This is a genomic window from Bdellovibrio sp. HCB-110, from assembly GCF_047323225.1.
GTDB lineage: Bacteria > Bdellovibrionota > Bdellovibrionia > Bdellovibrionales > Bdellovibrionaceae > Bdellovibrio.
Genome location: NZ_CP178750.1, coordinates 2245098 through 2270620, shown reverse-complemented (window position 1 = coordinate 2270620; position 25523 = coordinate 2245098). Strand labels below are relative to the sequence as shown.

The 25523-nt window shown below is 44.2% G+C and carries 25 protein-coding genes; 16 read left to right on the top strand and 9 right to left on the bottom strand.

Going from position 1 to position 25523, the window contains the following annotated elements:
* The first annotated feature begins 55 nt into the window (after positions 1-55).
* The 6 genes from yajC to ACL934_RS10955 are packed head-to-tail and all read left to right on the top strand — an operon-like array spanning position 56 to position 6032.
* A complete protein-coding gene (gene yajC / locus ACL934_RS10980) occupies positions 56-394 on the top strand; it encodes a preprotein translocase subunit YajC (protein ID WP_374073423.1) in 339 nt (112 codons plus the stop codon).
* Positions 394-2088: a protein translocase subunit SecD gene (secD, locus tag ACL934_RS10975; protein ID WP_374073422.1), complete on the top strand. Its 1695-nt coding sequence runs from the start codon at positions 394-396 to the stop codon at positions 2086-2088. Before yajC ends, secD begins: the two co-directional genes overlap by 1 nt.
* A gap of 10 nt (positions 2089-2098) precedes the next feature.
* Complete coding sequence (secF, locus tag ACL934_RS10970; RefSeq protein WP_413612243.1) at positions 2099-3034, top strand: protein translocase subunit SecF; 936 nt, start codon at positions 2099-2101, stop codon at positions 3032-3034.
* 6 nt (positions 3035-3040) lie between these two features.
* Entirely contained in the window at positions 3041-4768 is a 1728-nt protein-coding gene (recJ, locus tag ACL934_RS10965; RefSeq protein WP_413612242.1) for a single-stranded-DNA-specific exonuclease RecJ, read from the top strand.
* The gene (gene queC, locus ACL934_RS10960; RefSeq protein ID WP_413612241.1) at positions 4765-5460 is read left to right on the top strand and encodes a 7-cyano-7-deazaguanine synthase QueC; all 696 of its coding nucleotides are present in this window, start codon (positions 4765-4767) and stop codon (positions 5458-5460) included. Before recJ ends, queC begins: the two co-directional genes overlap by 4 nt.
* 2 nt (positions 5461-5462) lie before the next feature.
* Positions 5463-6032, top strand: a complete 570-nt coding sequence (locus ACL934_RS10955) for a DUF366 family protein (RefSeq protein ID WP_374073418.1) — start codon at positions 5463-5465, stop codon at positions 6030-6032.
* Here the strand turns inward: ACL934_RS10955 and ACL934_RS10950 are convergent.
* Positions 6029-6445 (bottom strand): hypothetical protein, encoded by a 417-nt coding sequence (locus ACL934_RS10950; protein ID WP_374073417.1) that lies wholly within the window; start codon positions 6443-6445, stop codon positions 6029-6031. The genes ACL934_RS10955 and ACL934_RS10950 overlap by 4 nt on opposite strands.
* A gap of 134 nt (positions 6446-6579) precedes the next feature.
* On the opposite strand from ACL934_RS10950, the gene ACL934_RS10945 reads away from it, so the two are divergent.
* Genes ACL934_RS10945 through ACL934_RS10935 form a run of 3 tightly spaced genes read left to right on the top strand, consistent with a single transcriptional unit; the run spans position 6580 to position 9857 of the window.
* Positions 6580-6864 (top strand): metal-sensitive transcriptional regulator, encoded by a 285-nt coding sequence (locus ACL934_RS10945; protein ID WP_374073416.1) that lies wholly within the window; start codon positions 6580-6582, stop codon positions 6862-6864.
* A 7-nt stretch (positions 6865-6871) separates the two neighbouring features.
* Complete coding sequence (locus ACL934_RS10940; RefSeq protein WP_413612240.1) at positions 6872-9076, top strand: heavy metal translocating P-type ATPase; 2205 nt, start codon at positions 6872-6874, stop codon at positions 9074-9076.
* 1 nt (position 9077) lies between these two features.
* The gene (locus ACL934_RS10935; RefSeq protein WP_374073414.1) at positions 9078-9857 is read left to right on the top strand and encodes a hypothetical protein; all 780 of its coding nucleotides are present in this window, start codon (positions 9078-9080) and stop codon (positions 9855-9857) included.
* Here the strand turns inward: ACL934_RS10935 and ACL934_RS10930 are convergent.
* From ACL934_RS10930 to ACL934_RS10915, 4 genes are read right to left on the bottom strand one after another with little or no spacing between them, the layout of a single operon-like run.
* The gene (locus ACL934_RS10930; RefSeq protein WP_413612239.1) at positions 9854-11446 is read right to left on the bottom strand and encodes a hypothetical protein; all 1593 of its coding nucleotides are present in this window, start codon (positions 11444-11446) and stop codon (positions 9854-9856) included. The two genes, ACL934_RS10935 and ACL934_RS10930, sit on opposite strands and share 4 nt — an antisense overlap.
* A gap of 44 nt (positions 11447-11490) precedes the next feature.
* Complete coding sequence (locus tag ACL934_RS10925; RefSeq protein WP_374073412.1) at positions 11491-11832, bottom strand: DMT family protein; 342 nt, start codon at positions 11830-11832, stop codon at positions 11491-11493.
* Positions 11832-13436, bottom strand: coding sequence for a Na/Pi cotransporter family protein (locus ACL934_RS10920; protein ID WP_374073411.1), 1605 nt, complete (start codon positions 13434-13436; stop codon positions 11832-11834). The genes ACL934_RS10925 and ACL934_RS10920 overlap by 1 nt, the downstream gene beginning before the upstream one ends.
* Positions 13437-13442: 6 nt before the next feature.
* On the bottom strand, positions 13443-14132 hold the full coding sequence (locus ACL934_RS10915) for a YoaK family protein (RefSeq protein WP_374073410.1): 690 nt from the start codon (positions 14130-14132) through the stop codon (positions 13443-13445).
* A gap of 126 nt (positions 14133-14258) precedes the next feature.
* On the opposite strand from ACL934_RS10915, the gene ACL934_RS10910 reads away from it, so the two are divergent.
* Positions 14259-14675 (top strand): (deoxy)nucleoside triphosphate pyrophosphohydrolase, encoded by a 417-nt coding sequence (locus ACL934_RS10910; protein ID WP_413612238.1) that lies wholly within the window; start codon positions 14259-14261, stop codon positions 14673-14675.
* Here ACL934_RS10910 and ACL934_RS10905 read toward each other — a convergent pair.
* Positions 14660-15049 carry a thiol-disulfide oxidoreductase DCC family protein gene (locus ACL934_RS10905; protein ID WP_413612237.1) on the bottom strand — a complete coding sequence of 130 codons (390 nt, stop codon included), beginning with the start codon at positions 15047-15049 and terminating at the stop codon, positions 14660-14662. The genes ACL934_RS10910 and ACL934_RS10905 overlap by 16 nt on opposite strands.
* A 78-nt stretch (positions 15050-15127) precedes the next feature.
* On the opposite strand from ACL934_RS10905, the gene ACL934_RS10900 reads away from it, so the two are divergent.
* Positions 15128-15745, top strand: coding sequence for an LON peptidase substrate-binding domain-containing protein (locus ACL934_RS10900; RefSeq protein ID WP_374073407.1), 618 nt, complete (start codon positions 15128-15130; stop codon positions 15743-15745).
* Here the strand turns inward: ACL934_RS10900 and ACL934_RS10895 are convergent.
* Positions 15738-16652: a COX15/CtaA family protein gene (locus ACL934_RS10895; protein WP_413612236.1), complete on the bottom strand. Its 915-nt coding sequence runs from the start codon at positions 16650-16652 to the stop codon at positions 15738-15740. The two genes, ACL934_RS10900 and ACL934_RS10895, sit on opposite strands and share 8 nt — an antisense overlap.
* A gap of 90 nt (positions 16653-16742) precedes the next feature.
* Between ACL934_RS10895 and ACL934_RS10890 the strand changes: the two genes are divergently transcribed.
* The 5 genes from ACL934_RS10890 to ACL934_RS10870 all read left to right on the top strand — a co-directional run bounded on the left by ACL934_RS10890 (position 16743) and on the right by ACL934_RS10870 (position 23558).
* Positions 16743-17675, top strand: a complete 933-nt coding sequence (locus tag ACL934_RS10890; RefSeq protein WP_374073405.1) for a cation diffusion facilitator family transporter — start codon at positions 16743-16745, stop codon at positions 17673-17675.
* A gap of 157 nt (positions 17676-17832) precedes the next feature.
* Positions 17833-20853 (top strand): hypothetical protein, encoded by a 3021-nt coding sequence (locus ACL934_RS10885; protein ID WP_413612235.1) that lies wholly within the window; start codon positions 17833-17835, stop codon positions 20851-20853.
* Positions 20850-21296 carry a type II secretion system protein gene (locus tag ACL934_RS10880; protein WP_374073403.1) on the top strand — a complete coding sequence of 149 codons (447 nt, stop codon included), beginning with the start codon at positions 20850-20852 and terminating at the stop codon, positions 21294-21296. Before ACL934_RS10885 ends, ACL934_RS10880 begins: the two co-directional genes overlap by 4 nt.
* Positions 21293-22297, top strand: coding sequence for a hypothetical protein (locus tag ACL934_RS10875; protein ID WP_374073402.1), 1005 nt, complete (start codon positions 21293-21295; stop codon positions 22295-22297). The genes ACL934_RS10880 and ACL934_RS10875 overlap by 4 nt, the downstream gene beginning before the upstream one ends.
* Before the next feature lie 19 nt (positions 22298-22316).
* Positions 22317-23558, top strand: coding sequence for an EF-hand domain-containing protein (locus ACL934_RS10870; RefSeq protein ID WP_413612234.1), 1242 nt, complete (start codon positions 22317-22319; stop codon positions 23556-23558).
* Here ACL934_RS10870 and ACL934_RS10865 read toward each other — a convergent pair whose 3' ends face one another.
* Both ACL934_RS10865 and ACL934_RS10860 read right to left on the bottom strand, forming a co-directional pair.
* Positions 23559-24014: a TlpA disulfide reductase family protein gene (locus tag ACL934_RS10865; RefSeq protein ID WP_413612233.1), complete on the bottom strand. Its 456-nt coding sequence runs from the start codon at positions 24012-24014 to the stop codon at positions 23559-23561.
* A 36-nt stretch (positions 24015-24050) separates the two neighbouring features.
* Positions 24051-25451 (bottom strand): ABC1 kinase family protein, encoded by a 1401-nt coding sequence (locus ACL934_RS10860; RefSeq protein WP_413612232.1) that lies wholly within the window; start codon positions 25449-25451, stop codon positions 24051-24053.
* Between the last annotated feature and the right edge of the window lie 72 nt (positions 25452-25523).

The following is a 25523-nucleotide window of genomic DNA, read 5'->3' as shown; positions in this document are numbered from 1 at the left end:
GATTCTTCCTAAGAATAATGCTGAATTTTACTGTCAGTTATTAATTGGAGGAATCATGTTTAACGGACTTCTTGTATCGACAGCCTATGCACAAACAGCTCCTGGTGGGCAGCCCTCAGCTTTTGAAATGTTTGTGCCATTTATCTTCATCTTCGTGATCTTTTATTTCCTCATCATTCGTCCTCAAGCGAAAAGACAAAAAGAACATCAGAAGTTTTTAGCCGAAGTAAAACGCGGTGACGAAGTGATCACTTCATCAGGTATTTTAGGTCGTGTGGAAGGTATCACAGACCAATTTGTTACATTGGAAATTGCTGATGGCGTGAAAGTAAAAATGCTTCGCAGTCAGATTGCAACATCTCAGAAAGCAGCAACAGCAGAGGAAAAGAAATAATGGAAGGACTTCGTTGGAGATCTATTCTCGCAGTTTTAGGTGTAGCGGCAGCTATCGTATGGGTATTGCCGAACGTAGTGAGTTTTGGTGAGAAGGCATGGTGGCCTTCTAAGCAAAAATTGAACTATGGTTTGGACATCCAAGGTGGTTTGCACTTGGTTATGGGTGTTGACGTTGATGGCGTTGTTAAAGAAAGCACCAACCGTTTGATCGTTTCGATGAAAGCGGACATGCAAAAAGACCAAGTGGCTTTTGCTGACGTGAAATCAGAAAAACCTGAGCAAGGTGAAATCGTTATCACGGTCGCTCAAGCCGCTAATAAGGCAGGCGTTGAAAAATTTCTTTCAGAGAAATTTTCAACAATCTTGCAAGTGATGAGCACGACTGACACATCAGTGACCGTTCGTTATTTCGACTCTTACTTGAACGATTATAAAAATCGCGTGATTCAACAGGCGATTGAAACAATCCGTAACCGTATTGACGAATTCGGGGTTGCAGAACCTTCGATCTCTCAACAAGGTGCGAATCGCATCCTTATCCAACTTCCAGGTATGGCTGATGCTGAAAAAGCAAAACAGTTGATCAATACAACGGCGAAATTGGATTTCATGGTTGTTTCTCACGAGAAAACAGCACAAGAACTTCAAGCGATGGTTGCTGAAGCTGAAAAAGCAGGTAACTACAATATCGGTACAATGAAGTACTCTGATTACGTGGCTCGTTTGAACGAAGACCTTAAAGGTAAATTGCCAGAGAAGTCTGTTGTTTACTTCGAGAAATCTGCCAATGCGACAACAATGGAAGCGGGAGCAATTCCTTATCTATTGAAAACGGACACAGATTTGGGCGGCGGCGCTTTGGATGACGCTTTTGTTGGTTACGACCAATACGGCGGTCCTCAAGTGTCTTTGACTTTCAACTCTGCAGGCGCGAACAAATTTGCGGACCTTACGGGTAACAACGTGGGCAAACAAATGGCCATCGTCCTTGATAAAGTTGTGAAATCAGCACCAAGCATTCGTGATCGTATCGCGGGTGGACAGGCTGTTATCACATTGGGGGGCGGTCGTGACCGTAACCAAATGATGGAAGAAGCAAAAATGATTTCTACAGCTCTTCGTGCGGGTGCTTTGCCGGCTTCTTTGGAGCAGTTGGAAGAAAGACGTGTGGGTCCTACTTTGGGAGCTGATGCGATCGATAAAGCCAAATTGGGTTCTTTTGTTGGTGCCGCGATCATCGTGATCTTCATGCTTGTTTATTACAAAGCAATGGGTGCGGTGGCGAGTTTGGCTCTAGGACTTAACATTCTTTCTATCTTTGCATTGCTAACGAGCTTCGGTGCAACTCTGACGTTGCCGGGTATTGCGGGTATTGCTTTGACAGTGGGTTTTGCGGTCGATGCCAACGTTCTTATTAATGAACGTATTAAAGAGGAATTGCGACTTGGACACGGTATTAAAGTAGCTATTAAAGAAGGTTACCACCGTGCGATGTCTGCGATCATCGATGCGAATATCACGACGGCAGCAACAGCTGTGGTTCTTTTGTACTTCGGTACGGGCCCAGTGCGTGGATTTGCGGTGACTCTTTTGATTGGTATCGCGACTTCTATGTTTGCGAACGTTTTCGTATCAAAAGTGATCGTGGATACTCTTGTTCACAAATTTAACGTTAAAAAGTTGTCAGTGTAGTAGGTGATCAATGGCTAATTTAAAAAATGAATCTTTTGGACGTTTTGATTTCGTAGGCAAAGCTTGGCTCTTTGGCGGAATCTCTTTGATTTTGGTTATTGCTTCTTTGATCTACCTTGCGGTTCACGGTATCAACTATGGTATCGACTTTAAGGGTGGTACAGAGATTCAAGTGAAGTTCGAAAAACCAGTGACGATCGACGACATCCGTAAAACCGTCGACGATTTAAAATTGGGTGAGGTCGGAGTTCAGTCTTTCGGTGAAGGCAATGAGTTCATCGTTCGCTTCCAAGGTAAGCAAGGTGCTACTGATAAAGAGACGAACGAAATCTTGAATAAAGACATCGGTCAGATTCGTGAAACTATCACGAAAACATTTGAAGCTTCAGGACCAGAGATCCGCCGTATCGACACAGTGGGGCCTCAAGTGGGTGCTGAGTTGAAACGTAACGGTCTTCTTGCAGTATTCTATTGTTTGCTTGTGATCTTGATTTACGTTGCTCTTCGCTTTGACTACAAATTTGCTCCGGGAGCGGTTCTTTGCTTGTTCCATGATGCGGTAATCACATTGGCTGTGTTCGTGGCGGTTGGAAAAGAAGTCAACGTATCAATCCTAGCTGCGATCATGACTTTGATTGGTTTCTCTCTGAATGACACGATTGTCGTATTTGACCGTATTCGTGAAACTGAAGGTCACTACCGTGACAGAGGTTTTGGATTCGTGATCAATAGATCTATCAACGAGATGTTGGTTCGTACGATCATCACTTCTGGAACAACATTTATTTCAGCTCTTTGCTTGTACATCTTTGCTGATGGTACAGTTGAGGACATCGCGTTCTCTATCTGCATCGGTATCTTCTTCGGTACATACTCTTCTATCTACGTAGCAGCTCCGCTGGTACTTTTGATGGAAAAGTTGAATCTGAAAAAAGCAAAAGCTTAAGGATATATGAATCCACTATGGAAGCCGCGTGAATTACTGACAGAAGCCGAAGTTCCCTCGAAAGTCGAGGGACAATGGCCTTCTCTGATCGGAAAAATTCTGGCGGCTCGTGGGTTTGCTGAATCTGCCGAAGTTGAAAAACTTCTTTTCCCGAAGCTCGCTGATATGAAAGATCCCCTTAGTTTGAAGGGGATGTCTCATGCACTTGAGCGCCTAGGTAAAGCCTATCTCAATAACGAAAAAATCTGTATCTATGCCGACTTCGACTTAGATGGGACTTCAGGTCTAGCTTTGTTGAAGACCGGAATGTTGGCTTTGGGGTTTCCTGAAGTTTTGCATTACCAGCCGAAGCGTCTTTCGGAAGGTTACGGTTTCCATGCAGCAGCCGTTGAAGAACTTCACAAACAAGGTGTGTCTTTAATTATTACGGTTGATGTGGGCATCACGGCACACGCCGCTGTCAACAGAGCTCGTGAGTTGGGTGTGGATGTCATCCTCACGGATCACCATTTACCTGCTGAAACTATTCCTGATGCTTTTGTCGTTGTGAATCCAAACCAAGGGGATTGTCCCTCTGGATTGGGATTCTTGTGTGGAGCTGGTGTCGCTTTCTATCTTCTTCGTGGTTTAAAAAGATACTTTCAAGATCATCCGCAACTTCCTAAAAATAATTGGGATTTAAAAGAAGTCTTGGATTATTTTGTCATTGGGACTTTGACGGATATGGTTCCCTTGGTGGAAGACAACCGCGTTTTGGTAAAGCATGGTCTAGTGAAGCTAGCAGAAACAAAAAGAGCCGGACTTCGCGCTTTACTTGAAGAGTTGGATCTTGTGGATCGTCCTTTAACTTCTCAGGACGTGGCGATTCGTTTTGCACCTAAGTTGAATGCGCTTTCTCGTATGGAGTCAGGTGTTCTTCCTATTGATATTTTCCTTTTAGAAGACGCCGCAAAGGCGCGATCCATGGTGCGTGAAGTGATGAAAAACAACTCTACGCGCGTGCAACTGCAAAATGATGCCGAGATCGAAGCTCAAGAATTACTTAAAGAGTGGCCTCATAAAGACTTTGTTTTCGTGGCTTCAAAAAGTTTTCATCGTGGTGTTGTAGGGTTGATTGCGACCAAGTTGACTCAAGTTTACAACAAGCCGGCTTTTGTGGGCTCGTTAGGTGACGACGGCATGATCGTCGGAAGTGCGCGTCTTCCGCAAGGTCAAGAAGCGTGTCTGGTCGAGGCGATGTCTTCTGCGCAAGAGTTGTTAAGTCGTTTCGGTGGTCATTCGGCCGCGGCGGGGTTTGAAATTGCCGAAACCCGTGTTTCTAATTTTGTCGAAAAGCTTTCTGGTCATTTTTCGGACTTGCGTGAAAAACCAAAGCCTTTAGAGATCTTTTATGATGTCGAGGCCAAGCTTTCGGAAGTCGGTGCGAGCCTTATGAAATGGTACGACTTTGTTGGACCGTTCGGCGCGGGCTTTTCGATTCCTTTGATTCATTTTTCCAATGTCCAAGTTCTTTCAAAACGAGAACTTAAGGGTGGACATCTTCGTCTTAAGATTGCTGATGCCGAGGGGCAGAGCTCTTCTGAGGCTTTGTTGTTTACACCGACGCCTCGTCAGCTTGAAACTTTACAGAATGTTCCCGGATTTTATAATGTCCTTGGGGAACTTCAGTGGAACTATTTTGCGGGTCAGAAGACGATTCAGATTCTTATTCGTGACCTAAAGGCTGCAACATGAAATCAACAAAAAAAGTAGTCGTGCTTTTGTCGGCGGGTTTGGACTCGACGGTGAATGCGTATGAGGCGATTAAACATCATCATGAAATTGTTTTGGCTCTGACTTTCAATTACGGTCAAAGAGCGGCGAAAAAAGAAATGGAAGCTTCGGCAAAGATCGCAGCCCATCTTAAAATTCCTCATAAGATCGTCGATCTGCCTTGGTTCAAAGATTTTAATAAGTCTTCCTTGTTGGTGGAGGATCAGGTGGTTCCCACAGGGAAACAAGTTGAAATCGACAGCCTTGAAAAATCAGAAGAGACTGCGAAATCCGTTTGGGTTCCGAATCGCAATGGAATCTTTTTGAATATTGCAGCAGCTTATGCGGAAGCACTGGGTGCTCATGCTGTGATCCCTGGTTTTAATGCCGAAGAGGCTGCCACTTTTCCGGACAACTCAAAAGAGTTCATGGATGCGGCGACGAAGGGTCTTAAGTACTCCACTTCGAATCATGTGACTGTGGGTTGTTATACAATTCATATGAAAAAGCCGGACATTGTGCGCTTGGGGCAGGGTTTGAAAATTCCTTGGGAATTGATCTGGCCGTGTTACTTTTCAGGTGATCAATGGTGCGGGCAGTGTGAATCCTGTCTAAGATCGAAAAGGGCTTTTGCTTCCGCAGGTGTTGATGTGAAACATCTCTTTAAGGAGTAAAAATGCAGATTCATTTTATTGATAAAAATTTTGCCTATGATGGAACTCAGCTTCGCTCTTTGTTTGCTTATTTAGATCACGGTATCTTGGGGCCTTCTATTGTTTCCTGGCAGGGACCTTGCTCCATTTCTTTTGATCACATGGTGGATGGGGAAGATCTTTTGGCGAAAGCTGTGATTCAAGGTGATGAAATGCTTCATTTTATTATCGAAGTATTCGACCGGGATCTTTTTTCCGGTGTTTTGCTGCAAAGAATGTTTGCTTCCATTGCTCGTGATTATTTGCAGGCTGGTGCAGCTGATGCATTAGGGGATAACAGCCTTGTTCGTGATGGCGATGATATTTATCTGGATGATCGCAAACTCAGTATCAGTATTGCGACAAGATCCCCAGTGTCGGTCATGGTTCATTTTGCTATGAATGTGACAAACAAAGGGACGCCCGTGAAAACTTTAAGCCTTGCGGATTTAAAGTTAGATCCCCGTCGCGTGTCCGAGGATCTTATGACTCTTTTTAGAAAAGAATTTGTTTCCGTTGTTACAGCGACACAGAAAGTGCGCCCTGTTCCTTAGTGCCCTGCGTGGGGGTCTACAAACTCTTTCTTCTTAAATTCAGGAAGAGGGAGTTTGTAGCTGACAAGGTTGCCAACAGCTTTTTCGCGAACGGCTTTTATAATCAGCTCACCTTTGTTTGGATATTTTTTCTCTGGTACGCAGTGAAAGTGATTGGCTCCCATCACGGAGCATGCGAATTTCACTTCAGATTTCTTATATTTTGCGACCATCTCAATCTTAGAATCCTTCACAGTAGGATTTTCAAAGTTCATATCGATAAGAAAGATATGAGCGCCTTGTTCTTTATCAAGCATCAATTCGGTATGGAAGGCTCCAGGCATGCGAATATGGCCGCCTGCGGGACCTGGTTTATCTTCGCCATGGGCCCAGGATAGGGCTGGAAGCAGTAAAAGGGCAGTTAAAAACTTCATAGGTGTCTCCTTGGTTAAAATCCTACGCCACATAATAGGAGGGAGCCTAGAAGTTTGTGACAAAATAAATAAAAATAAAGTGCTGGATTCAGATACCCTAGGGGGGTATACAATAGGCGTAGAAGAGGTCCTTTATGAAAAAAGAAACGGCAGCCCAGCATCCCGATCACAGTGCCCATGTGAAACGCCTCAATCGCGTTCGTGGTCAGTTGGATGGAATTGAGAAAATGATTGAAGAGCGCCGCTATTGTCCGGACATTATTTTTCAAATCCGTGCGGCAGAAAAAGCGCTGAAAGCCATGGAGGCTGAAATTATGAAGACCCATATCCATGGTTGTGTGAAGACGGCGATTAAATCCAAAGATGGCAAAGAAATTTCCAATAAAATTGATGAGATCATGTATCTCGTAGGTAAGTAGGTCGTATATGGAAACAGTAGTACAAAATAAAAATCAAACCCAATCCACTGAACTTCAGCTCATCGGAATGTCTTGTGTGAACTGTGCGGGAAAAATTGAAAAGACCTTAAATGCAATTCCAGATGTTAAAGCCACTGTCAACTTTGCGACTGAAAAAGCCCATGTGGAGTTTACCGAAGGAACTATCAGTATTGAGGCCTTGTTGAAAGCAATTCAAGATGTGGGGTATCAGGCTTATGAAATCAACTCTGAAGTTGATTCAGAGAAAATGAAAGAAGAAGCTGCGGCTGAGTATCGCAAAGAACTGCGCTATTTTATTATCTCCGCGATCTTAACAGCGCCGTTTCTTGTTGAGATGTTTGTGATGTTCTTTGGAAATCACCATGAATTGATGCCACGTTGGTTGCAGTTGATCTTGGCGACTCCTGTTCAATTTTGGATTGGGTGGAGATTTTATCGCGGTTCTTTTTACGCTTTGCGATCTAAGAGTGCCAATATGGACGTGCTTGTTGCTTTAGGAACGAGTATGGCGTTCTTGCTAAGTGCCGTCGTGACTCTTATGAATTGGCATCATCACCACGTTTACTTTGAGGCAAGCACAGCGATTATCACCCTCATCTTGCTGGGTAAATTGATGGAAAGTCGTGCGAAAGGAAAAACTTCCGAAGCGGTGGAAAGTCTTTTAAGGCTTCAGCCTAAGAAGGCTTTTGTTGAACGCGATGGACAGATTCAGGAAGTCAATATTCAGGACTTGGTGGCTGGTGATATCGTTATTGTAAAAAACGGGGAGTCTATCCCTGTTGATGGATTTGTCGTGAAAGGTGTTTCCACAGTGGATGAGTCCATGCTGACTGGTGAAAGTATGCCAGTTGAAAAGAATATTGACGACAAAGTCTATGCAGCGACATTGAACCAAGAGGGCACTTTACGTATTAAAGCCACGGGCGTGGGAAATCGCACCCAGTTGGCGCAAATTATTAAAATCGTGACGACGGCTCAAGGTTCAAAAGCTCCTATTCAAAGACTGGCTGATAAAATTTCGGGAATCTTTGTTCCTATAGTGGTTGGGATTAGTGCTCTAACATTCTTGGGAACTTGGATGTTTACTGGAGATTTAACAACGGCGTTTATTGCTTCAGTGTCCGTCTTGGTTATTGCTTGTCCTTGTGCTTTGGGATTGGCGACTCCCACAGCCGTTGTTGTCGGGATTGGGAAAGGCGCGCAGTTGGGAATCTTGTTCCGCGATGCCAAAGCTCTTGAACTAGCAGAGAAGGTTGATGTCATAGTTCTTGATAAAACAGGAACTATCACTGAAGGAAAACCTGTTGTGACTGAAACTGTCGTGATGGCCGGACAAGATAAAAAACAAATCTTGCAGTGGGCGGCAAGTCTAGAACATGGTTCGTCTCATCCTTTGGCACATGCCATTGTTGAAGAGGCGAAAAAAGAATCTGTAAGTTTAGTGTCAGTTAAAAACTTTAAATCAGTCACAGGTCAAGGTGTCGAAGGGGAGATCGGTGGAGTGTCCTATAAAATAGGTCGTCCATCATGGGTCGCGGCTTCGTACTCTTTGAATCAAGATCTTTTGCATAAACTTGAGTCCCAAGGTCAAACGGTGATGGTGATTGCCAATAACGAACGCATTCTTGGATATATTGCGGTGGCGGATAAGATCCGTGAAAGTTCAAAAACGGCTATTGCTGAAATTCAAAAACGCGGTGTTAAAGTTATCATGCTGACAGGGGATAACGAAGGCACGGCAAAAGAAATCGCCCGTCAAGCGGGGATCACAGAGTTCAAACACAGTGTGAAGCCAGCAGACAAGGCCAATGTTATTGTGACTTACAAAAGAAAGAAACAACGTGTGGCTATGGTTGGCGATGGTATCAATGATGCTCCAGCGTTGGCGATGGCGGACGTGAGTTTTTCAATGTCCTCAGGAACTGATATTGCCATTGAAACGGCCGACGTGACACTGATGAAGAATGATCTTCAGTCCGTGGCGCAAGCCATTGAGCTTTCTCATTTAACACTGAAGAAGATTCGTCAAAACTTGTTCTTTGCCTTTATTTACAATGTTTTGGGGATTCCACTTGCAGCGTTGGGTATGCTTAATCCAGTTATTGCAGGAGCGGCAATGGCGATGAGTTCGGTTTCAGTGGTGAGTAATTCATTATTATTAAAAAGAAAACAAATTGGAGCGGGGGAGTAAAATGAAGAGTTTTATTGTGCTAGGAGCGATGTTTCTAGGTCTGGGTGCTCATGCTGGTGGGTCACATGGTGATCACGGCGGACATGAAAAACCTCAGGCGTCTTTAAAATGGGAGATTTTAAGTCCGAAGGATCTTACTGCGGGTGCGGCTCGGTTTGAATTCCGCATTTCTAATTCTCAAGGCAATCAGTTTCTTTCAGATCAAGACTTGGTAGAAACCCATGAGAGAAAAATTCATTTATTGGTCTATGACAAATCTTTAAATGAATTTCAGCATGTCCATCCTGAGTTTAGCGGTTCTCGTTGGATTGCAGATCTTTCGTTTGTTAAAAATGGAAATTATAAAGTCTGGATTCAAGGAAAGACATTGGACGCTGTGGAATTCAACTTGCCGGGTGATTTGAAAGTCGCGGGCGGCGAAACGGCGTGGCCAACACCACCGAATATGAAAGATGTGCGCTCTGGAGCGGATGGAGATTCGCTGGCGGCATTGAGCATGCAAAAGTTAAACAAAGGCCGCATGGCAATGTTGGATCTAGTTTTAACTCAAAGTAACGGAAAACCTGCAGAGGTCACTCCTTATTTGGGAGCCTTTGCGCATGTTGTTGCTGTTCCTGAAGACGGAGAGTCTTTGATTCACGTTCACCCCATGGAAGGATCTGCTCCGAACAAAGGAATGCTTCACGTGACATTTCCAAAGGCTGGATCTTATCGTTTGTGGGTTCAGTTTATAGATAGGAATGCATTAAGAACAGTTCCACTTTCAGTGCAAGTGTTTTAGCCCTTCTCTTTTGCTTTGATATAAGCCTCGCGGAGCCAGAGGCGGATGTGCTTAAGATATAAGTCCTTCATTCCAAAGAAGACAAAATGGTTGAGGAAAAATTCTCCGCCATTTTTGTCTTTCTCAGAAAAATTCACGGTGCCGGTGATCTCAGGTGTTTCAAGTTCTTCGGGTCTCCAAAGAACAAATTCGCGGAAGGCGCCTGTGCTGATGGCGCGATAATATTTCAGAACAAGTCCCGCTTCAGAAATTTGCGTGATCTCTACCGGGTTTGCGACCTTGAGAACACTTGTGTCGGGATTATGGGCGACAGTCGTGTTTTCGATATTCAAAAGATCTAAGTGTTGAGAAAGAATTTTCTTAAGCAGATAACCCTTATCCAAAGGAGCAAAGAAAACTTCCCGGCTCCAGCTGGCAAGATTTCTCATTTCGTCCAATTGGATTTTTTTACGAGAAACCAAGTAAAGATCCGGATTCCTTGAAAGTGTCACGTTGTGCTTTTTGGCGCGATCATTGAGATATTGGCAGATCTGCTCCCAGCGTTTTTCTCTTTCAACCTCAAAACTTTCATACCCCGCAAAGATCATATCAAATTGCGGAGGAAGCTCTTGGCGGTTGACCGTATCCTTGTCGGAAAAATCTGAAAGCATTTGGCCGTAGTGAGCGTAAGTGTAAATTTCAACGTTCGATATTTTTTCTGCTAGAAAATTTTTAATCTCAAGTCCCATCGCAACGTCTTCATTTAAGACGAGGACTCTTATTTTACCACCCTCAGTATTTTGTAAATTCTTGGTCTCGTGGGATTTGTTTTGCAAAATATTGCGACGGATCTGACTAATCTGTTTGTTGTCTGCGCCAAAGAAGTGAAACTCACAGAGGAACTCTTTGGGTGATACTTCCTTGCAAGAGTGGCAGTAGGCAAAGACACTCTTCTTATTGTCTGTTTTAAAGGACTCACTGTAGTACTTCGTCAATGCGCCAATCTTAATTTCATGATTATTCAAAGTGGTAAAGCCAATTTCAGAAATGCTGTTTAAAGAAACTTCTTTGAGCATTTCAATTGTTGACTGGATTTTCATGGAGGCGACGGTGTCAGTATTGACGGGATGATGGCCCGTGAGTGCGTATTCTAAGTGCTGTTTTAAAATTAACTTATCAAAAGGCTTAAAGATTACATTGTTGATGATGCGTTCTTCGGCAAGTCCGATGTCGAAGTCGGGGCTGTCAAAGGCGGTGAGGATCAGTGCTGTTGGTTCTTCTTCCGAGCACATTTTCTTGCGCATAAAAAAATCACGGGCTCTTTTGATGAGCCCCATGTTCTTAACGCCAAAAAATTCGTATTTTGCGACAACCAGTCGAAGTTCGTGGGTGTCTGCCGGGACGATCTCTTCCGAGGTGTCCTCCTTATATTTGTGCCCTCCCGGGGCTAAGGATTTTGCACCTTCATGGACGGCCACTTTGAGCCATTCGTGAAATTGTTCAAGGTTGAGAAAAAAGCGAATAGAGAGCTGCGGATCTATACTTTTCAAGGTTTCATATAGATCTTTGTGAATGCGTTCATCATCTTCCAAGACATAAATGAACTTCATGCATTTAGTATATCTTGAAATGAGATAGAAAAGGGAATCTTTTTCTAAGGAGACCTAAAAATAAAATAAACGGCGCCTATAAGACATAAGCCCGCCCAGAGAAAATCAAGCTTCAAAGACTGTTTCATATAGAGAACTGAAAAGCCTGCAAAGACCACCATTGTGATAACTTCTTGGATAATCTTAAGCTGAGGCAAAGTGAATTGTCCATAGCCCATTCGGTTGGCTGGTACCTGAAGAACGTATTCAAAGAAGGCAATTCCCCAGCTAACCATAATCGCAACCCAAAGAGCTGACTCACGTAGAGACTTTAAATGTCCGTACCACGCAAAGGTCATAAAGATATTGGATAAAAACAAAAGGCCAATGGGTGTTAATGTCTGCATTATGTTGTCCTTGAATTGTAGGCGTGATTACACAATAGACTCGCAATACGACGATACTCACTAAGAAGATCCAGGTGAATAGAGCTGGTGTTGATAGACGTATGGATGCCACGATTTAAACGGCTGATATGATTCTCACGCAAGGTGATCTCGGTTTTAGCAAGATCGCGTTTGAGCTGGATCGCCTCTTCGCAAAGTTCTCTGTTTTGATAGGCATTAATCGCCATGGCTGCTACTTTTACGACTTGTTCATGCATCTGGCGAATCTCGGCCCAACCTTCGTCCGAGAACTCAAGTTTCAAGGCATTTTTCTTAATTGCAAGGGCAAGAATGTTAATGTCAATGGCATCCGCCGCTCTTTCCACGTCACTTAAGAACATAATCATATTCATGACGTTTTGATGAACGACTGTATTTGATTTATTGGCGTGATCCAAAAGAAACATTTTTGTTTCGCGATACAAGAAATCGACTTTGTTATCGCGGTCTTTGATAGAATCAAAGTCTTTAGGATCGTTGGTTTCAAAAAGACGAATGGAGTCTTTAGTCATGCCCAGAACGATGTCGGCCGTTCTCATGATTTCGCGATTTGCATAGGAAATGGCCAAGGCGGAACTTTGGTAGTTGTTGAGATTCACGAACTCTGTCCCGAACTCTTCAGAGGCGGCTTTCGGGAACATTCTCTCGATAAGTTCAGCACCTTTGTTGATGAATGGGTAGAACATCACAGCTGAAAGAACGTTAAAGATTAAATGGGCATTGGCGATCGAACGAGAAAGAGTCGTGTCGAACGTCAGAAGGAAATCAATGAAGATCTGAGTGAATGGATAGAAGACCACAACGCTGATTGTTTTGTAAAAGAAATGGGCCCAAGCCACTTGGCGTCCGACGTAATTGCCACCAGCTGCTGCAATTAACGCCACGGAAGTGGTTCCAATATTAGCGCCGTAAACCCACAACATCGCATCGTAGAATGTGATCGCTTTTACGGTTGCTAAGCTCATGGCAAGACCGATTGTCACAGCACTGCTTTGCACGAAAGCGCAGAAAACAATAGAGATCAGAAGTGAGTAACCTGGATTTTCACGAACGCTGCGGAAAAGATCCGTCAGCATTGGATTTTCAGCAAAGTGATGGGATGAAACTGAAATCAAATTCAATCCTAAGAAAAGAAGGCCGAATCCCATGAAAACCAAAGAGAGGTTTTTAAAGACCGTCTTCTTGGCTTTAAAATAAAAGGCAAAAGCAATGGCAAAGACCGGAAGGGCGTAAGATCCCAAATCCAAAGAGATGAATTGAACCGTGAGTGTCGTACCAATGGCAGTTCCGATGATCACGCCCATCACTTGGCGAAGATTGATCACGCGGGCAGAGCCCAGGCCCACAAGCATGGATGTGACAGCTCCTGAACTTTGCATCAAGGTTGTAAGAACAACGCCAGTAAGAATCGCAAGAAATTTACTTTGTGAGAGGCGATTTAAAAGTGTCGTGATTTTTCCTGCCATCAATTTTTCAAGTGATGAGGAGGCCAGCCCCATTCCGTACAAAAACAGCGCAACACCGCTGACTAAGATGATGAAGTAGGAATTGTGGGTGTCGATCATGCTGCTTTATCCGTTATTCTGTTTAAAATGAATTAAACTCCAAAAGAATAGAATTGTAGCAATACCGCAAGGAATTAGGAAGCCCCAATACTCTGCGTGAATGTAAACGTACGCTGAAACAAAAGACCCTAGGGTGAAAAAGACGATAAGACCCGCCCTCATCCAGTTGGCGCGAATTTCGTTCATGCGTGGCTGAATCTTGTGAGACTGAGTCAGAATACGAACGACGCCGATACCTAGATCGGTGGTAATGCCCGTGAGATGAGTGGTGCGGATGATAGCACCAAAAGCCGAAGTGATGGTGCCGTTTTGAATACCGCAAGCCAAACATAAAGCGGCAAGAAGAAGATAGTCTTTGGTAACAATCGGCGCTCCAAATTTGCCAAAATATCCCAGCGTGCCGAAGATAGAGACGGCGAGAGTGAGTGAAAGAATCAAGAACATCACGATCGGATACAGAGGGCGGCGATTTGTTTGAATGCGACGATCCACAAAGAAGGCTGAGAGCATGGAGCCTCCGATGAAAAAGCCCGGGACGGCGAGCATTCCAAGTGAGGGGACGAGTTTTCCAGTTGCGGCCTCGGTACCTACTAAAGTTCCAAAGCCGGTGACGTGAGAGACAAAGCGGTGACAAGAAAGATAGCCGCCGGTGTTGATCGCACCCGCTTGGAACGCCATTGAAAGCCAAATTGCCACGTTTGATTTGCTATAATGAGAAAGGGTCTGCTGATATGAGAACATACTGATGAATAGAGTAAAACATCTCTTCTAAAAAGACAAAAGACAGCTATATACTTAGGTCCAAGAGAGCGAGAAAAATTTATGACCCAAAAGCCCGAACCAGTGCTAGTTGTTGCAGCCCTCATTCGCAGGTATGCCGATGCCGAGAAAAGAATCCTCGTGGTTCGACGGGGACCGGGTCAAAGCGGCGCAGGATTTTGGGAGTTCCCGGGAGGAAAGGTGGAACGAGGAGAGTCACCTGAGCAGGCCTTAGTTCGGGAGATTGATGAAGAGCTGGCTCTCTCTATCCGCGTGGGAGACTTATTGGGTGAAGCCGATTTTGCCTATCCGACGAAGTTGATTCGTTTGAGAGTTTATTGGGCAGAAAGCCTCCAAGGAAGTATCCAACTTGTCGAGCACGATGCTTTCAAATGGTGTTTGCCCGAGGAGATCGTGGTTGATGAGCTCTCGGAGGCAGATCGCCCTTTTGTCGAAAAGATTCTTCAGTCTAGTAAATAAGAGCGTTCTTCCTTTGTGGGAAGACGACAAAACTCACGTTGGCCAAACCAGGCATATCTGTTTTTTGCGATAAAATTATAGATCATATCGCGCAAAGGTCCGGGTATAAGCCAGCCAATGGAAAGCAGCTTGTACGCACCACCTAGTTTCGTGAGAATTTTTAGAATTGCCGCCGATCTGTGATAGATCCTGCCTGCCTCAAAGTAAATCACGGTATCCAATTTAATGCGATCTTCAGGGGGCAGAATTTGTTCGGCTGTTGATCCTTGAAGGGGAGCAAAAAGCAAGTGGTGAGTTTTGTCTCGACTGATTACAGCATCGACAAAACCATTGCAAAGGTGACAGACACCATCAAAAAAGACCACGTTTCTCATTTTAAGGTCTACCTTTTCCATAGCATTTAAAGGCTACAGTCTTTATAATAAAGATTCAAGTTGAGGAGTCTTGTTCGCATGGAAGTCTTTCTTTTTCCACTAGTTAACGTGACTTTGTTTCCACGAACGACAAAGCCTCTGAATATTTTTGAGCCCCGCTATCTTTCCATGATCAAAGAGGCCGTTGAAACCCAGACTCCAGTCGCGGTGGGTTTCATCGAAGACCCTGCAAAGGTTTCTTCCGTCCGTCCCGGTGAAAAAGTCCCCTTTGTTCGTGAGGTCGCCGGTTATGGGTATGCACAAATCGTCGAGGAAAGATTGAATGGAACTCTTTTGATCTTTCTTCAAGGGCAAGGCAAGTTACGTCTGGGCAAGGTCCTTGACAGAGGGACTCCCTACATCATTTGTGAGGGACAGATCATTCCGGAAAAAACTGTTTTAGAACCTGAACTTCGGCCGGAGCTGAACTCTTTGCACAAGATTCTTACGCGCTGGATTCACACGCACATTCCAGATCCCGCACAACGAGATATTTTTATGAGAAATCTGATCCATCCCGAAGAGATCGTAGGAAGTTTCGCATCTTACTTGGTGCGCGACTATGACTTGCAGCAGATGGTTTTAGAGTACGACGATATCAACGACAAAGTTCATTTTCTTCATCGCTTGATGGAATCCAACGAGTTGACTACTTAAGTTCAACTCGTTCACTGCGCACAAAGAAAACCCATTGCAGTAATATCACCCAAATAGTGTGAGCGAGTGCTAGATGCACGATTTTCATCCACACCGGCGCGTGCAGAAGAAGCGTCATAATACCAAACCCAATTGCCGCCATTAAAGCAAGACTCATTTGATACGAGCGGCGTTCAATCAAAATGGATTCGGATGTTTGCGCTTTGATCCAGAAGAAAACCGCAAGGCTTCCTCCGCCAATCAAGGCAAGCAGGGGATGTAGGCCACGCAAGCGAACCAGAAAGTGGGATTCACTTGAAAAATCCGCCGCCAATCCTTCCCAAAGATTTTCAGTCGGGAAAAGGGAGTTGGAAAGCGAAGCCCAGGCACCTGTGATACCAATGACGACAATAATCCACGGAAGAAATTTATATCGACGATCTTCTTTTGTCGGCGTTGGAAGTTCTTTGGAAAGAGTCGCTCCTGCAAAGGCCAAGGCCGCAGCACCCGTCAGCATAAAGGAGTTGATTTGATGAAGGGCCATCACAAAAGCGCGGTAAGGAGTGTCGTTGGTGGTCACGAGCTTAAACAGAACCAGTTTTGCTCCTAAAAGAGCCTCGGTGATCATAAAAATTAAGGTCGCTAATGCGGCTTTTCTCACAAAGTGTCCTTTTGGATAAATTTTGCGAGACATCCACCAGAAATAAATCACGACAAAACCATAGAGGCCTGACATCAGTCGGTGTCCGTATTCCACCCAGGTTTTTCCGCGTTGAGCTTCGGGAATAAGTTGTCCGTGACAGAGTGGCCAGGTGTCGCCACAGCCATCGCCCGAGTGAGAAATTCTCACCCAAGCTCCCCATAAAATAACGAGAAGAGTGTAAATGAGGAGGCTAAATGCAAGTTTCTTGTATTGAGGCTTTGTCATATCCTTCAGAGGAGTATCATGGGCTTCAAAATGGGTCAACGATGGGTGCCTTTCGTTGACTTCCAACCCCGGAGAATATTTAAATGGGTTATGTCTGAATCAAAGAGCCATCATCACCATCATTCTCATGCGCACGGCCACCACCATCATCATTCTCATGGAGCGGTTTTAGGAAGGATGAAGTGGGCTTTGGCTTTGAACTTCGGTTTTGCCTGTATCGAGCTTGCTGGAGGAATTTGGACGAACAGTGTGGCGATCTTAAGTGATGCGCTTCATGATTTTGGTGACGCGCTAGCTGTTGGCTTGGCGATTTTTCTTGAGAAGTTTTCCCATAAAAAGAGTGATGGCGATTTTTCCTACGGATACCGTCGTTTTTCAACCTTGGGTGCACTTATTACGGGAGTCATTCTTGTTGTCGGCTCCATCTTTATTTTGATGGAGGCGATTCCGCGTTTGTTAAATCCGCAACAGCCTCATGCTGACGGCATGATTATTTTGGCGATTCTTGGTGTTGCCGTGAATGGCTTTGCGGCTTTCCGTGTTTCTAAAGGCGAGTCGTTAAACGAGAAAATGCTGATGTGGCATATGCTTGAAGACGTTATCGGATGGGCTCTGGTTTTAGTAGGGGCTGTCACGATGAAGTTTTTCGATATTCCGCAACTTGATGCTGGAATGGCTATCGCCTTGTCGTTGTGGATTATGTACAACGTCTTCAAAAATCTGCGTGAAGCTTTAAAAGTTTTCTTGATGGCTTCGCCGACACAGATTCAAGTTGCAGAAGTTGAAGCGGCGATTCGCAAGGTCACAAAAGTCGAAGACGTGCATCACGGACACCTGTGGTCTTTGGATGGAGAAAATCATATTTACACGGCCCATGTAGTTTTGGCTCCCTCGGCGAGCATCTCAGATATGGAAACTGTGAAGGTTCAGATAAAAAAATTGGTAAAAGAATTCGGAATTATTGAAGCAACGATCGAAACCGAAGTGTCCGGTGATTCTTGCGTTGATCCCCATCACGATTAGTAAAACCATCTCATTCTAAGATTTTCCGTGTACCACTTTGGGAAAACATCTCAAGGTGATACGCAACTCCATTTCATTTTATTTATATGTTCGCTTAAGCCCAAGTTTTTCAAGACTTTAACCGATAAGAATTACAGCAAAAAGTAAGGAAACATTTATGCTTAAGTCGGTACGTAACTCAGCAGGTAATGTTTTGTTGCAAATCTTGGCTGCCACCGCCGTGATGAGTACTTCCTTTTATTTTCTCACGAACTACGTGATTGGACAGAAGGAGCAAGTCGGGACGACGGTCAATCTGGTCAATCTGAGATTCGCACTTAACAGCGCCATGGACTATGTGATCTTCGGTGTTCGTCAGAAGTATTGCTTCACGACGGACTATGCGCTTTTGAATGATTCTCCAGAGAAATGTAATCTGCAACACTCGGGGAATATTGAGCGTTTGCTCATGTCTGTTGATCAGGAAAAATTCATCCAAAGCTTACTGGCAACGAATCAGTCGGTAGGACCCGTTAATGCCAATGAAATCCGTTTGACTGAAATTCATAGATTGATCGACGTGTCGGTGGCGACAACGGAGCATCCGCTTTTCCCTGTATTGAGTTCTCTTAAAACAGTTAAAGGTGCTGATGGAAAGCCTGTCAAAGTCGGCTGGATCTCGGTGGATATTTTCCGTGACAATAGTGCCTATCTTCCCAAAGCAGGGAATGAGGTTTATTTGAAAATTAAAGTGGCTCTTAAAGAATACAAAGAGTCAGAACCTTTGGCTTTTGGTCGCACGAAGATGGAGCTGACTTCTCAAGTTGTTATCTATCCTCGTGAGGTGGGTTCATTTGCTTTATTGGTTCCTGGGGATCTGCATTTAGATCTTCCTTGGGATGCGAGTATGACCGACGGAAATGTTTCTCTTCATAAATTTGCTTCCCGCAATGATGTGGGAACAAGTCCTGGTCTTGTCTTTAATAGTCCCGTTTTTGTGAATAAGGACATTTATCTTCCCGTAGATAACGGCTCTGAAAAAGATGTGGCGGGCACAACATTCTATAGTGCCGTCACTTTTGCGGACCGTGTTTATCTTGGCAACGGTTGGGTTAAGAGAAATTCAGATGAAAAGTATGCTCCACGTTCTTTAGGTGGTCTTGCCGATCGTTATTGGGCAGATGCCAGAACTTTTGGTGGTTTCCTAAAAGGTATCGAGAATGACGGTGGTCTTGATAAGGGCCTTGAGGTCTTCAAAAAAGGTCCTGGTTCTGTTAACTCGGGTGCCTTAGCTTCGAGCATGGAACTGATGAAGAAGTGTATCGACTTCGCTCTTTCGAGAGCTAAGATTGATGAAATGAAAGAGTCGAAACTAGGAGCAAGAAAAACGAGCGAAACAAATACGACTTTTGATTATCGAATCACTCTTTCAAGAGGTAATGAATTTTCTCGTCAGTGGAATTCCCTTCGTATTAATAAGTCGGCGTGGGCTGACGGTAAAGTTGAAATCGACCAAGGCGACATCTACATGGGTGGAGCTGTAGTTCAGCTTCGTATTAACGTCGGTGGTCGCTATGTGGAGTTCCAACTTCCTCGTAATGGTTACGCAAAAGTCACGGCTCCTGTTGGTTCACCAACCTATGAGAATGGTTTGCTAGCTGCGAAGCAGAATGCTGAATCGAAGTACAATACCGCATTGACAGAGCAAAATTCTTTGAATGCGCAGCTTAGCAAAGCGCGAGCTGATTTAAAAACAGCTGAAACTAAACTGGCAGAGGAAGAAGCAAAACCAGAGAGAAAGGTTGCTAGCACAAAAGAGCCGGCATCTACTGATTCTGGAACAGCGACCCCACAGTCAACTCCCACTGAGGGAACGACGACTCAACAAACGACCACTGAAAAAAGCAGTACTACGACAGAAAGTGGTGCTACGACGGAAAGCGGTACTACGGCTCAGACTCCTGAGAATACAACTCAAGATCCTGTCGACTATCAAGATCCCGTTGTGATTAGCAATTTGGAGAAACAAATTGCATCTCTAAATGCCACAATTAAAGATCTGAATAATAATAAAATTCCGGCGCAAGATTCTGTGGTTAATTTGGCCTCGAAAGAAGTAGACATGAAGAAGGCCGACTACAATGGATTCTTGACGTTGAAAGCGAATCCTCCTGTGATTGAGGTGGATACTTCTAGAGTTAAAAACAGATACGACTATGCATATGATAAGCTCGATTTAGATTTTGAAGTCGCTAACGCGAAAAGCTTTTTAGATGCCAATGGAAATCTGGTGGCTCCTGTCGTTAAAATTCAGGCTTATGATGCTACCTTCTATAGAAGTGAACCCATTTATACCAATTCAAACGATAAAGATGGTGATAACCTTCTAGGGTATTTGAACTTTGGTTTCAATGCTTCGAAAACTTATCTGGATGCCCCTGAGTCCGCGATGAATGCACCGAACTCAACTTCTGCTAACCCTGTTGATGATTCAGACTATACAGTTTTAGCTGAGCAGTGTGAGGCAGCCCGAAACGCTTCGACATCTCAGTCTTTCGGTGGCGCTGGTTGGAGTACGGATTTCAGTGCGAGCACACGCATTTCTTGGAACTTCGCCGGTACGGGCAGTACCAAGGCAGGTCAAGACCCTGCGCTTAACGAACTCATTTTTAGTAACATCAATGCTCTACGATCAAATGCAACATTCCAAGTTCGTTCTATCGTCGGTAAATGTACGATCAAGGAGTCAGCGGAGTTTGTGACGGGCTTCTTTGGTTGCGATAGTTTAGAAATTGAAGCTAGAACCAAACCTTTGCGCATCATTGGTACCTTCATCGTTGGAAAGATGCGTATTAACAGTCAAGCAATCAAAGCGGGTATCTCCTGGAGTTCTATTTATCATCCGCAATCAACGGTCGAGCTTCGCAACGCCGGAATTCTGCGTTCTTTCTCGGGCCGCGCGTGTGATGCCAAAGGGGCTGATCCAATTTGGCATCCGATTCCTTCAGCTATCCAAGTTGCCGATCGCATGGGATGTAACTCTATCAGTTTAAGAGCGAAAGCCGATCCATTCCAATGGACATCAGTAGATCCTGATTGCGGCTTAGTGTCGAATGGCGGAAACTCCTCCAATACAACGTGTAAGCGTCGCATGGTGCGCTTCTTCGTTGTAGAGCAATCAAGAGAGGGTGGAATATGATTTTAAATAATCGGGGTCAAACAATCATTGAATCTCTTGTTGGTCTTGGATTGATTGCTATTGTCGGCTCAGCTTTTATCGGCGGTATGGTTTCTTTAAGAAATACTTCGCGTGGAACGGCCGTGATGTCTTCCTCTGAAAAACAGATTGCCGACATTGCAGAGAATATCAAGTCGGGTGTTGAAAACTATCAGGTGAACTTTAAGTATGACGTCGCAGCCGGAGAGCTTTTAAAACCAGACAGTCTGCCAATGGCCTGGGATAATGGAAAAATCGCTCCTCGTGATGAGTGTCCTGATTGTGCGGGGACGTATGGATATACGATTCAACCTTATGAGTCCTATCGTGGGCTTTACAAGGTGACACTGCGTATGACTCATAAATTATGGATCGAAAAGGGTGAAGCTTATAAAGACTATATTTTCGTGGTGAGTGCAAAATGATGTTAAAGAATAACAAAGGTTTTACTGCCGTCGAAGTTGTTGTAGGGATCGGGCTTATGGCCGCGGTCACGACAATTATTGTTTCGACTCAGCTCTTTGTATCTCAAGATCAAATCAAACTCCGCGACAAAATGGAAGATTCGATTGATACAAGCTTGGCTGAGCGGGTTGTATTTAGTGATCTGAACAATTCGGACCCTTCTTACAATAATATCAACATCAAAGATGACAAAGGGTTTCCGTTTTTTGATTATTATCCTGATGTTCCTGTGAACAGTCTTAAAAACAAGCCAGAGCGAGAGATTATTCTAACGAGTGAAGGTCCCCGTACTGAGTTCTTTATCATGGTTCAGGATATCAAAGCGGGGCCGTTGATGAACTACGACCCAACGGTGGCTTATAATATTGGTCCGACGCCTGCTGACTTCAATACATCGGCGTCGTTGGAATTCCAAACACTGAATCAAAATAATTGGGTTAAGAACCAAAGAAAAGAGTTTTGGGTCGACGGCAAGGTTCTGATGTTGGATACGCCAGCACGCATTCGTCCTATGGATAGTGCTACGGGAGCCGTGGATCTTAATATTGCTCCTCGCAGTTCTATTTTTGTTGGGGCTGTTGCGGGGCAAAATATCAATCTCGACTACAATATGAAACCTTATCTCAACATCAAGCATCCAGAAACAGGGCTTGAAGTATCGACAGCAGATGCGTTTTTAAGAACAGTTCCTGCAATGGGCGGAGGTATTCCTTTGATCCGTTTGCGTGCTGTTCGTTTTATCAAATATTATTTGGTGAAGTACGAAGACAAGAAGTACACGTCTAAGCCTGCTTATCTTTATAAGTCGACTTATGAAAATGGAAAATGGTCTGAACCGTTCTTGTTAGCAGACAAAGTGAAAGAGTTCAGGCTTCGTCGTGATTCTGTTATTAAGAGAATGATTTATTTTAAAGTTAAAAAAATGGATGAAGAAGACAAGGTGAAAACCGCGAGTCTTTAATGGGTGATTTGGGGGAAATATGAAACGTCATGCAAGTTTTATCACGTTGTTGATGAGTATGACTGTCTGCACTCTGGCAGGAGCTGTAGAAAAAGATCTGCCAATGGCGGTGAATGCGAACACCTCGGGGGATTCCGTGGCTTCTGCACCGGCAGCCGGAATGGTGTCGCGCTCAGGAAAGTCAGCCGTGAATATTAAAATCGTCAATTCGTGCTTTGGAACAAATCTTCGTGGCGTCGGAAATCCTCTGTCGCCAAGTGCGATCATCGAGGCGAATCTCAATGTCGTTATCGCCGGCGTTGAGTACCCAATTATGGTGAGATATCCATCGGGTCTTGTGACGGCTGAAGGCATGAAAACTTCAGATGTTAAACCTATGAGTTCAGAGACCTACCGAATCCCAGGAGGAGGCTCCGCGGGTATTTATGGTAATACTGTGTTATTAAAAACTCCGATCCCATCGGGTGTTTCCATTGATGCCAGTGGAAATATCACGATGGCCAATGTCGGTGAAGTTTATCTAAAGAGCTATAGCTTCAGTCAAACGGTGGACTGCTCTAAAAATACCGCCGTATATGGCGCTTATGGTTATTCTTCGTATACACCGACGCACGCCTGTGGCGAATACATGGGAAAAGATGGTCCGATCTCTGCTTCCTTCGGTGGAGTTGCGGTATCATCTGATAGATCCAACGTAGAAATCAACGTCTCCTTCCCAGGACAAACAGGTTTCTGCGGAGGTTACTGGTCACCTCTCATGGTGTTCTTCGACGACGCTCGTCCTCGCTTTGATAACTCCAGCAGTTTCCCTTTAAATCCAACTGGGAAAACAATGTGGCCTGAAGCAAATTCTCCTGGCTGGTTTGTGGCGGTAGATCGCAACAAAACAGGTATGATCGAAGAAAAGAACGAACTCTTTGGTGATAATGCATCTGTTGAAAACGGATTTGAAGTTCTGAAACAGTTCGACTCTAACAACGATGGCGTTGTAGACAAAAAAGATAAAGACTTCCACAAGCTTGTTTTGTGGAGAGATCTCAATGGAGATGGTATTTCACAGAAATCAGAAATGATGAAGCTGTCCAAAAAAATCACTAAGATTTCTTTGGATTATAAAAAAGGCGTGCTTGAACCCATCGGCCGCTATGCCGAAGCTCGTGAAAGAGCGAAGTTCTGGTATAAAGAAAACGGTAAAACTAAAACCGGAGACATCATTGATATCTGGTTGGCTCCAGCAGAAACGCGCTTGAGTCAGAAGTAATTATTTAAGAAGTTCTTGAATCTTTTTTTCTAAAGCCTGTGGTTTGTCATCGCTGAATCCGCGATAAAGAGCCACAGGTTTTAAATTTTTATCAAAGACAAAAAGCGATGGCAGAGCCACAACCTTAAAATCTTTGACCATCTGTTTCGACTTATCAAAGTAAATGGCGAACTCTAAAGAATGCGTTTTTAAAAATGCATCACGCTCTTTAAGATCATCGTCTTCGTTAATTCCGATAACAACAAGACCCTTGTCTTTGTACTTCTTATAGAGGCGATTGTAATGCGGAAGAGCTTCTTTACAGGGCTCACACCACGCAGCCCAGAAGTCCACGAGGACCACCTTTCCTTTAAGGTCGTCTATTTTAGAGACGCTAGGCCCTTGAAGAAGATCACTTGGCAGAGTCTTGAAGCTCACCTCAAGAGGGCTCGCCTTTTGAGCCCAAGCCGTATTCATAAAACCTACAAGAAAAACAAAAATCAAAGCTCGCACTTAAGAAACCTTTTCAAGATATTTTAATAAAAGATCGCGACCGCGAATTTTTGCACGGATCACAGAAAGGAAAATGAAAACACCGCCAGTCTTGCGATCCAGGAAGATAATCTCCTTCGGTGGAGATCTCCACGAATGTTTGCGCACAATCTGGAAGACCTTCTTTGAAAGTCTTTGTGGCAGATCCGTGTTTTTCCAGTCATAAAGTCCGTCTTTGTCGATCTGACCTTGCTTATTGCGAGGATCGTCAAAGGTAATAAAAGGCTCAACGCTTTCAAAACAAAACTCTTCAAAAACGTTTCTTAAATCGTCATCATCGTTTTTCTGAACGAAGCCCAGCTCCATGGCTGCATTAAAGAATATCTCACGATTATTAAAGAGGGATCCTTTGACCATGCGACGATAAGGGCTCAAAAAGTCCTCATTGTAAACTCGTGTCGCTCCAAAATCCAAAAGCACAAGCTGGTCATGGCCTTGAGGGTTGATACGCACACGGTAGTTCCCGCTGTGTGGATCTGTTTGGACGACACCCCATTCAAAGATCTCTTTAAAATAAAGATCCAAGAAGCTTAAAGCAATTTTGTTGCGACGATCTTGAGGCAGACTTTGAATCAGAGGATCATCAGCGCGGAGACCTCTTTCAAATGTCGTTGCCAGAATTTTTGGTCCTGAAAACTCGCGAATCACCTTAGGAACGACGAAACGAGAATCTCCTTGAAGGCGCTCATAAAAATCTTCGGTGAGCTTGGCTTCGAGTTCGTAATCCGTCTCCTGCTGGAGCATCTCGCGAACTTCGGCAAACAAAGGATCCAGATTGAAATCTCGCGGAAGAAGTTTCAACGTTCCCAAGAGAGTGCGGATGGCACGCAAATCACTATCAATGGCTTTGTCCACATTAGGATATTGAATTTTAAGAACAATGCTTTCGCCAGTGGCTTTAATACGCGCCCGATGAACTTGCCCCATGGAGGCCGATGCCAAAGCTTCTTTCTCAATTTCTAACAGAGCGATTTTTTCCGCTGAAAGATTTTTTTTCAACGTCGGCTCAATCGCCTCCCAGGTGAGAGGCGGGGAGTCGGATTGCAAAGATTTTAAGAGTTCATTGGCTTCAGGAGGAAGGAAGTGTTCTCCATACATAGAGAGCATTTGTCCGGCCTTCATCAGGCTTCCCTTAAGTTCACCCAGTTCAGAGCTAATCAAAGAGGCTTGATTCTGTAAAAGGCGTTTCCAATTTTCTTCTTTGGCTTCTTTATTTTTGAGGGCGGAACTAACGCCATGCTGCGCGATGGAGGCGCCAGCTTGAATGGTCAGCTTTGCTAAAGAAAGGCTGCGAGAAAACATCGAGGATTTAATTCGTTCCAGATTCTTCGTTTGTTTTTTTGCAGACTTTTTTTCGTCCATTTGAGCCCAATTTACCTTAACTTTTAAACGATGTTAAACTTTTATTATCGCAAATGTGAAAATTGGAGACAT

Coding starts and splice junctions, on each gene's coding strand:
- yajC (WP_374073423.1), top strand. CDS start 56: ATGTTTAACGGACTTCTTGTATCGACAGCCTATGCACAAACAGCTCCT.
- secD (WP_374073422.1), top strand. CDS start 394: ATGGAAGGACTTCGTTGGAGATCTATTCTCGCAGTTTTAGGTGTAGCG.
- secF (WP_413612243.1), top strand. CDS start 2,099: ATGGCTAATTTAAAAAATGAATCTTTTGGACGTTTTGATTTCGTAGGC.
- recJ (WP_413612242.1), top strand. CDS start 3,041: ATGAATCCACTATGGAAGCCGCGTGAATTACTGACAGAAGCCGAAGTT.
- queC (WP_413612241.1), top strand. CDS start 4,765: ATGAAATCAACAAAAAAAGTAGTCGTGCTTTTGTCGGCGGGTTTGGAC.
- ACL934_RS10955 (WP_374073418.1), top strand. CDS start 5,463: ATGCAGATTCATTTTATTGATAAAAATTTTGCCTATGATGGAACTCAG.
- ACL934_RS10950 (WP_374073417.1), bottom strand. CDS start 6,445: ATGAAGTTTTTAACTGCCCTTTTACTGCTTCCAGCCCTATCCTGGGCC.
- ACL934_RS10945 (WP_374073416.1), top strand. CDS start 6,580: ATGAAAAAAGAAACGGCAGCCCAGCATCCCGATCACAGTGCCCATGTG.
- ACL934_RS10940 (WP_413612240.1), top strand. CDS start 6,872: ATGGAAACAGTAGTACAAAATAAAAATCAAACCCAATCCACTGAACTT.
- ACL934_RS10935 (WP_374073414.1), top strand. CDS start 9,078: ATGAAGAGTTTTATTGTGCTAGGAGCGATGTTTCTAGGTCTGGGTGCT.
- ACL934_RS10930 (WP_413612239.1), bottom strand. CDS start 11,446: ATGAAGTTCATTTATGTCTTGGAAGATGATGAACGCATTCACAAAGAT.
- ACL934_RS10925 (WP_374073412.1), bottom strand. CDS start 11,832: ATGCAGACATTAACACCCATTGGCCTTTTGTTTTTATCCAATATCTTT.
- ACL934_RS10920 (WP_374073411.1), bottom strand. CDS start 13,436: ATGATCGACACCCACAATTCCTACTTCATCATCTTAGTCAGCGGTGTT.
- ACL934_RS10910 (WP_413612238.1), top strand. CDS start 14,259: ATGACCCAAAAGCCCGAACCAGTGCTAGTTGTTGCAGCCCTCATTCGC.
- ACL934_RS10905 (WP_413612237.1), bottom strand. CDS start 15,049: ATGAGAAACGTGGTCTTTTTTGATGGTGTCTGTCACCTTTGCAATGGT.
- ACL934_RS10900 (WP_374073407.1), top strand. CDS start 15,128: ATGGAAGTCTTTCTTTTTCCACTAGTTAACGTGACTTTGTTTCCACGA.
- ACL934_RS10895 (WP_413612236.1), bottom strand. CDS start 16,652: ATGACAAAGCCTCAATACAAGAAACTTGCATTTAGCCTCCTCATTTAC.
- ACL934_RS10890 (WP_374073405.1), top strand. CDS start 16,743: ATGTCTGAATCAAAGAGCCATCATCACCATCATTCTCATGCGCACGGC.
- ACL934_RS10885 (WP_413612235.1), top strand. CDS start 17,833: ATGCTTAAGTCGGTACGTAACTCAGCAGGTAATGTTTTGTTGCAAATC.
- ACL934_RS10880 (WP_374073403.1), top strand. CDS start 20,850: ATGATTTTAAATAATCGGGGTCAAACAATCATTGAATCTCTTGTTGGT.
- ACL934_RS10875 (WP_374073402.1), top strand. CDS start 21,293: ATGATGTTAAAGAATAACAAAGGTTTTACTGCCGTCGAAGTTGTTGTA.
- ACL934_RS10870 (WP_413612234.1), top strand. CDS start 22,317: ATGAAACGTCATGCAAGTTTTATCACGTTGTTGATGAGTATGACTGTC.
- ACL934_RS10865 (WP_413612233.1), bottom strand. CDS start 24,014: ATGAATACGGCTTGGGCTCAAAAGGCGAGCCCTCTTGAGGTGAGCTTC.
- ACL934_RS10860 (WP_413612232.1), bottom strand. CDS start 25,451: ATGGACGAAAAAAAGTCTGCAAAAAAACAAACGAAGAATCTGGAACGA.